Consider the following 7,751-nt stretch of genomic DNA (forward strand, 5'->3'; position numbering starts at 1 on the left):
ATTACTTTCTTTTTGATTTCTTTTTAATGCGTTTGCCCTGTAATTGCCTTCCTAATTTTATGTCGATAATTGTCGGCCAGCTGGCTCATAACTATCAGCCACGTGACTGATAACCGTCAGCCAACTGGCCGACAATTATCAGCCAATAAATTATACGGCATCAAATATACAAAAGAATAGGAGAAATTGTACCGGGGAACAGGATGTTTTTCAAAAATACAAACTCTTAAATAGAACTAATATTTCCCATTATCAGAATATATTTTGTTATTTTTGCAGGTTATAAACCGCAAGGTATCTATAAGATAATGAATATGGAAAAAGAAAATAATCCGATATACGACCGTAACACACTGGAATTTGTCACGGTTGCATTGGAATTTTGTACATTCGTGGAGCAAGCAGGACAAGCCGGCTTGTTCGATTTCACGGACAAGGCCGTCAAGCTTTTACCTTTACTATATCTGAAAGCAACGTTACTCCCCGAAGTGGAAGATACAGACGACGAAGAACCGGAACTGACAGTAACAGAAGAGATGTATGAAACCGTCCGTACCCGGATTGCCACTTTGCTGGGAGAAAAAGATTCCTACCTGGAGACATTTCATGCAGACATGCAGTATAGCGATACCCCAATCGCAGCTTTTATCTCTGAAAACCTGGCCGATGTCTATCAGGATGCGGGTAATTTTATTTCACAATTCCGTCAAGGAAACGAAGAGGTGATGCAGCAAGCTATTTTCCTATGCCGCACAAACTTCCGTGAATTTTGGGGACAACAATTATTAAATGCACTGAAAGCACTTCATGCCGTACGATACAGCGATGAAGAGTACTTAGAAACTAACGACGAATAATGGCACAACAATACGAACATTCAATCACCAAGGAAACCATTTCTCAACTTCCTGTCGAAGAATTCCCGGGACGCATCATAGTGATAGAAACAGAAGCAGATGCACGGAAAGCTGTCACTTATCTGTCTGAATTCCCTGCTGTCGGTTTCGATACGGAAACACGTCCCAGCTTTCGGAAAGGACAACGATACAAAATAGCACTTATGCAGATATCAACCGATGAAGCTTGTTTCCTGTTTCGTTTGAACCTCATAGACATACCGGAAATTCTGGAAGAATTCCTGGCAAACGAAAAAGTCCTGAAAATAGGCCTCTCCCTGCGTGACGATTTCGGAGCTATGCGGAAACGGACGGATATAGAGCCGGCAAACTTTCTGGATTTACAGAATTATGTAGGACAATTCGGCATAGAAGATGCAAGCTTGCAAAAAATATATGCCATCCTGTTCAACAAGAAAATATCAAAAGGGCAGCGCCTTACCAATTGGGAAGCAAGGACATTGAGCGAAGCCCAACAAAAATATGCCGCACTCGATGCATGGGCATGCCTGAAAATATATAATCAACTGAAAGAAATATAGATGAAAGATTGTAAAGTATATCTTAAACCTAAAAAGGAAGAATCGTTGTTACGTTTCCACCCGTGGGTATTTTCCGGCGCTATCCAGTCGATAGAAGGAAAACCGGAAGAAGGGGATGTGGTGGAAGTTTACGGAGCCAACCAGCACTTTCTGGGAACCGGACATTATCAGATAGGCAGTATTGCCGTACGTATCTTATCATTCAAGCCACGTACTATCGACGTTGCTTTTTGGGAAGAACGTATCCGTATTGCCTACACGCTCCGGAAAACATTGGGATTGGCCGGCGTAGACAACAATAACACGTTCCGCTTGGTGCACGGAGAAGGGGACAACCTGCCGGGATTGGTTATCGACATGTACGCCCATACAGCTGTCATGCAAGCCCATTCTGTCGGCATGCATTATGCCCGCCACCAGATAGCCGAAGCATTAAAGACGGTTCTGGGAGATACATTGCAAAACATCTATTATAAATCGGAAGCGACCCTGCCCTACAAAGCTAATCTGGAAAGCGAAGACGGCTATTTGCTGGGAGGCGAAGTGGAAGATGTAGCAGTGGAAAAAGGATTAAAATTTTGCGTAGACTGGCAAAAAGGACAAAAAACAGGCTTCTTTGTCGACCAACGTGAAAACCGTTCGTTGCTGGAACATTATGCCAAGGACCGTTCTGTTTTGAATATGTTCTGCTATACCGGAGGATTCTCCTTTTATGCCATGCGCGGAGGAGCCAAAATAGTGCATTCGGTCGATAGTTCCGCCAAAGCCATATCGCTTACCAATAAAAATGTAGAATTGAATTTTCCGGGCGACCCCCGTCATCAGGCTTTTGCCGAAGACGCTTTCAAGTATCTGGAAAAGATGGGAAGCAATTACGATTTGATTATTCTGGACCCACCGGCTTTTGCCAAACACAAAAATGTATTGCGCAATGCGCTTCAGGGCTATCGTAAGCTGAACGCCATCGCTTTTGAGAAAATCAAACCGGGAGGCATTCTCTTCACCTTCTCCTGCTCGCAGGTTGTAAGCAAGGAAAACTTCCGTTTGGCGGTATTCAGCGCGGCCGCCCAATCGGGTCGGAGCGTCCGTATCCTACACCAATTGACACAGCCGGCCGACCATCCGGTCAACATTTACCATCCGGAAGGAGAATACCTGAAAGGATTAGTCTTATATGTAGAATAATCGACTTCAGGACATTAGTGATATTTAATAAAGGAAGGCACAAAATATATACGGAAATATTTCTTTATTCCGCAATACATCGTACCTTTGTCTGGATAAAATCAGAGAAAAAGTATTTTATAAATAACACATATAAAACTTATTATTATGTCAAAAGTAACAGTTGTTGGCGCCGGTAACGTAGGTGCTACTTGTGCAAATGTTCTTGCCTTCAATGAAGTGGCAGACGAAGTCGTAATGCTTGACGTTAAGGAAGGTGTATCCGAAGGTAAAGCAATGGATATGATGCAAACAGCCCAGCTGCTTGGTTTCGATACCACAGTTGTAGGTTGCACGAACGACTACGAAAAAACAGCCAATTCAGATGTTGTTGTCATCACTTCCGGTATTCCCCGTAAACCGGGTATGACTCGTGAAGAGCTGATTGGTGTTAACGCCGGTATCGTAAAGAGCGTAGCTCAGAACATTCTGAAATACTCTCCTAACGCAATCCTGGTAGTTATCTCCAACCCGATGGATACGATGACTTATCTGTCATTGAAATCTCTCGGCCTGCCGAAAAACCGCATTATCGGTATGGGTGGCGCTTTGGATAGCTCTCGTTTCAAATATTTCCTGTCTCAAGCTTTGGGATGCAATGCAAACGAAGTTGAAGGTATGGTAATCGGTGGCCACGGTGACACAACCATGATTCCGTTGGCTCGTCTGGCTACTTACAAAGGTATCCCCGTCAGCAAACTGTTAAGCGCCGAGAAGCTGCAAGAAGTGGTTGCTTCCACAATGGTTGGCGGTGCTACATTGACTAAATTGCTGGGAACTTCTGCTTGGTATGCACCGGGTGCAGCAGGAGCTTATGTGGTAGAATCCATCATCCACAACCAAAAGAAAATGATTCCCTGTTCAGTTTATCTGGAAGGTGAATACGGCGAGTCCGACCTTTGCATCGGTGTTCCCGTAATTCTGGGCAAAAATGGTATTGAAAAGATTGTTGAACTGGAACTGACAGCCGAAGAAAAAGAATTGTTCGCTAAGAGTGCTGCAGCCGTTCATAAAACAAACGAAGCGCTGAAAGAAGTCGGTGCATTGTAATCAATACTACAATCTATAAAATGAAAGGGCTGCCCCTTGTATAAAGGACAGCCCTTTTTCTCTCTCTTCCTCATTTTAATTCATTATAAAATCTTTAGACATGAAAAAACTAATTATTACAGTTACAAGTCTATTAATTACTACCTTATTTGTCTCCGCTCAAAATTCCGAACCGTTAAAAGGCACAGTCATCGGCTCCGAATTCTCCGCGGATTACAGTGTTTCGGGCGGAGCACAATCCACCACAGTAAATACTAAAAACAATGCGTTCGACAATGATTTGAATACCTTCTTCGCTGCATACGACAGAACAGGAGGATGGGCCGGATTAGACTTAGGTAAACCTCATATTATCAAACAAATCGCCTTTGCTCCGCGCAAAGATTTTGCCTCACGTCTGGAACTCGGAATTTTTGAAGGAGCCAACGAGCCGGACTTCATCGATGCCATTCCCCTTTATATTATTAAAGAAACACCTAAAAACGACGATTTAACAACGGTGGACATCCAATGCAGCCGTGGATTTCGTTATGTGAGGTACGTAGGCCCGAATGATGTTCGCTGCAATATTGCGGAAATAAAATTCTTCGGAGAAGAAGGAGAAGGTGATGATAAGCAATTATACCAGCTAACCGGGCTTCCGGTGGTTACTATCCATACAAAAGGCAGTCAGGATATCATCGAAAAAGAAGTTTATCTGGAAGGAAAAGTTTCTATTATTTCTGAAAACGGGAGTAAAATTTACACGGGTGATTTGGATATACGCGGACGAGGAAATTCCAGTTGGGGGTTCCCCAAAAAGCCATACCGGATGAAATTAAATAAAAAGACAAAGCTCCTGGATTTCCCGGCAGATGCTAAAAACTGGACACTTATCAACAATTATGGAGATAAAACGTTAATGAGAAATCTACTTGCTTTTGAAATAAGCAAAAGATTTAAAATGAGATATACACCGGCCGGACGTCCTGTCGACGTTATTTTAAACGGAGAATATAAAGGTTGCTATCAGTTGTGCGACCACATGGAAGTAAAAAAGAACCGTATCGATATTACGGAAATGGCTCCCGAAGACATTTCATATCCGGCTTTAACCGGAGGATACCTGATTGAAATCGATGCGTACGCAAATCAGGAAATATCTTGGTTTAAATCGTCCATGTATGGCATTCCCGTTACCATCAAATCACCAAAAGATGACGAAATCGTCCCTGAACAATCGAAATATATTAAAGACTATTTCAACAAGATGGAAAGCCTGGTATTCAGTCCAAACTACAACGATCCGGAAAAAGGATATCGCAGCATACTGGATACGGAATCATTCCTTAAACATTTCCTTATCGGAGAATTTTGCGGTAATACAGATACCTATTGGAGTGTTTATATGACAAAGGATAGAGATGAAGATAAATTCTACACAGGGCCCGTATGGGATTTCGACATCGCATTTGACAATGACCAGCGTACCTATCCTATCAATTCCCTGTACGACTTTATTTTCCGCACAAAAGGTTCTTGCGCGGACGGCATGAGAGATTTTGCGGACCGTATCATCAGAACAACAGCTACAGAACAAAAAAATATTTGGAGCGAAGCACGTCTGAACGGAGATATAACACTCGAATCACTGAATGCTTTTATCGATAAATTGGCAGAAGAAATGGATGAATCGCAACAGCTCAACTTCAAACGTTGGCCGATATTGAACGAGAAAGTACACGAAAATCCAATGGCCTTAGGTTCTTTCAAAGCGGAAGTTAATGCAGTGAAAAGTTACTTGAAAAACCGGATAGAATGGATGGATAAAAAAGTTGGTTTGAACGAACCGCCGACATCAAACGGAGCCATCGTTCAATCTTCCGGTCAGATTTATGTAGCAGACGGACAGCTTCACGTCAGTAATTTCGACCCGAATAGTCTGATTAATATTTATGATTTAACCGGACGCAAAGTGGGGACATACAAACAGAGCGGAACTACCACGATTTCATTAGCATCCGGATTATATATCATCAGTGTCTCTGAGACGAATACAAAATCCGTACAACAAAAGATACAGATTCCATAAAGAACTACTTTTGTAAAAAAGAAGATAAATACTTGTAAAAAGAGGAAGTGTCATTGAGATATTTCCTCTTTTTTATGCCCCATAACATAGAAATCAAAGCTTTATTAATTTGTTTTATTGTAAATAAATAGTTTCCTTTGTACTATAGCGAGTGATATCATAGATGGAAAACCCGTTAGTCTTCACAAAGCAGAATTTGCGCTTTGTTAATTGAAACTAAACAATAAAAGATGAAAAAACTTCTATTATTGGTATGGATGATTGCTCTAACTATCAGTATCTATGGACAAGGACTTGATACTATCACAGATGCCCCCTCCCAGCAAAAAGGAGAGTTAGAGAAAGTTGCCAAAACGATAGAACTAAATTATAAGCCTCCTAAAGAATATATTACTACCTATCTATTCGATTTGAAAAATCTGTTTTCCTGGATAAAGCATTCATTGAACATGGAACCTATTTTCAGCTACATGTGTAAGGGGCTTTCCGGTTGAAGATTGATTGAAAACATTTGTTACGTGGCACAAACGTTCTTGCTAATAACATAAAAATAAATAAAATGAAGAAACTTCTATTACTTGCATGGATTATCACTTTAACTATCGGTGCCTATGGACAAGGTATCGACCCTGTTACAGATGGCTCCACTCACAATAAGAGCAAGTTAGAGATGGCGACTAAGACCATAGGGTTAAATTATAAACTTCCTAAAGAATATTTTGCAACCGGTGAATTCTATTTGAAAATGCCACCGGCCAATCCGACAGAGTTATTAAGAACAGTATTTGGTACCAGGGCATCTAAATGGATACATGAAGACCAAGAATGTATTTTATTTATAGACTGTGCCGGAACAGAAACTACAATTGATAAATCTGTGGACAAGTTGCCGGAAAATGTGTTTTCCCAAATAAGAAATTCCCTGGACATGGGTTCCGCTTTTAAAGAAACCACGGATGAACAGATGGAAGAACTAAAAAAGATTATAACCATCTGGCCTTCCCAAAAATCAAAGGAGATTTTTAATGCGCAATATGTGATTACTTACCCCATAGAAGATAAAAAAGCTGTGTACCAAGACAAATACAGGCATAGAATGGATTTGATTATGGTAAAATGGGGAAAGAAACTTACTGTTTCATTCTTGCTAACTAAAAAAGGCTACAAGCATATCAACAAGTATATAAAAGATGTGGAAGAAGCTTTCCGGTTTGAGGATTGATTGCTAACATTCGTAGTGTGGCACAAAGTTCCAACTAATAGTAAAAAACAAAAAAGATGAAAAAGCTTATATTATTGGCATGGATTATCACTCTGTCTATCAGTGTTTACGGACAAAAACATGATACTGCCACCGACGAATATGTCCAAAAGAATGGAGAGTTAGACAAAGTAAGCAAAGCAATAGGATTAAATTATAAACTTCCTAAAGAATATATTGCTTCCGGTCGATTTAATTTGAAAGATCCACCGGCTAATCCAGTAGAGTTAACAAGAACAACATTTGGTGTTATAGTATCCAAATGGATACATGAAGATAAGGAATGTATTATATTCATAAGAGCTGCAGGAACAAATGGAGGAATCAATAAATCTATTGACGACTTGCCGGAAAATGTATTTTCCCAGATAAGAAATTCCTTGAAGATGGGTTACTTTAATGAAAAAACTACGGATGAACAGATGGAGAAGCTGAAAAAGATTATAACGATTTGGACTCCCCAAAAATCAAAGGAGGTTTTTAATGCGCATTATGTGATTACTTACCCCATAAAAGAAAAGAAAGCCGTGTATCAAGGTAAATACAGGCACAGATTGGAACTGATTATGACAAAATGGGGAAAATCACTTACCGTTTCATTCTTGCTAACTAAAAAGGGCAATAGGCATATTGACAAGTATATAAAAGATGTGGAAGAAGCTTTCCGGTTTGAGGATTGATTGATAACATTCGTAGTGTGGCACAAA

Annotated in this window: 8 protein-coding genes; all 8 read left to right on the forward strand. The window is 40.5% G+C overall.

The annotated features are described in order from the left end of the window. The first annotated feature begins 314 nt into the window (after positions 1 to 314). The 8 genes from DW103_RS16630 (at position 315) to DW103_RS16665 (ending at position 7,724) form a co-directional block, all read left to right on the forward strand. Positions 315 to 857 carry a DUF5063 domain-containing protein gene (locus DW103_RS16630; protein WP_122278219.1) on the forward strand — a complete coding sequence of 181 codons (543 nt, stop codon included), beginning with the start codon at positions 315 to 317 and terminating at the stop codon, positions 855 to 857. Further along, the gene (locus DW103_RS16635; protein WP_122278182.1) at positions 857 to 1,438 is read left to right on the forward strand and encodes a 3'-5' exonuclease; all 582 of its coding nucleotides are present in this window, start codon (positions 857 to 859) and stop codon (positions 1,436 to 1,438) included. Before DW103_RS16630 ends, DW103_RS16635 begins: the two co-directional genes overlap by 1 nt. Continuing rightward, positions 1,439 to 2,623 (forward strand): class I SAM-dependent rRNA methyltransferase, encoded by a 1,185-nt coding sequence (locus DW103_RS16640; RefSeq protein ID WP_122278184.1) that lies wholly within the window; start codon positions 1,439 to 1,441, stop codon positions 2,621 to 2,623. Between the two features lie 147 nt (positions 2,624 to 2,770). Further along, on the forward strand, positions 2,771 to 3,712 hold the full coding sequence (gene mdh, locus DW103_RS16645) for a malate dehydrogenase (protein ID WP_122278186.1): 942 nt from the start codon (positions 2,771 to 2,773) through the stop codon (positions 3,710 to 3,712). 100 nt (positions 3,713 to 3,812) lie between these two features. Continuing rightward, the gene (locus tag DW103_RS16650) at positions 3,813 to 5,783 is read left to right on the forward strand and encodes a CotH kinase family protein (RefSeq protein WP_122278188.1); all 1,971 of its coding nucleotides are present in this window, start codon (positions 3,813 to 3,815) and stop codon (positions 5,781 to 5,783) included. Between the two features lie 230 nt (positions 5,784 to 6,013). Further along, positions 6,014 to 6,277, forward strand: a complete 264-nt coding sequence (locus tag DW103_RS16655; protein WP_122278190.1) for a hypothetical protein — start codon at positions 6,014 to 6,016, stop codon at positions 6,275 to 6,277. Between the two features lie 65 nt (positions 6,278 to 6,342). After that, positions 6,343 to 7,005: a hypothetical protein gene (locus tag DW103_RS16660; RefSeq protein WP_122278192.1), complete on the forward strand. Its 663-nt coding sequence runs from the start codon at positions 6,343 to 6,345 to the stop codon at positions 7,003 to 7,005. 56 nt (positions 7,006 to 7,061) lie between these two features. Further along, the gene (locus tag DW103_RS16665) at positions 7,062 to 7,724 is read left to right on the forward strand and encodes a hypothetical protein (RefSeq protein WP_122278194.1); all 663 of its coding nucleotides are present in this window, start codon (positions 7,062 to 7,064) and stop codon (positions 7,722 to 7,724) included. The last annotated feature ends 27 nt before the right edge of the window (positions 7,725 to 7,751 follow it).

It is taken from the genome of Parabacteroides sp. AM08-6 (assembly GCF_003473295.1).
Taxonomy (GTDB): Bacteria; Bacteroidota; Bacteroidia; order Bacteroidales; family Tannerellaceae; genus Parabacteroides.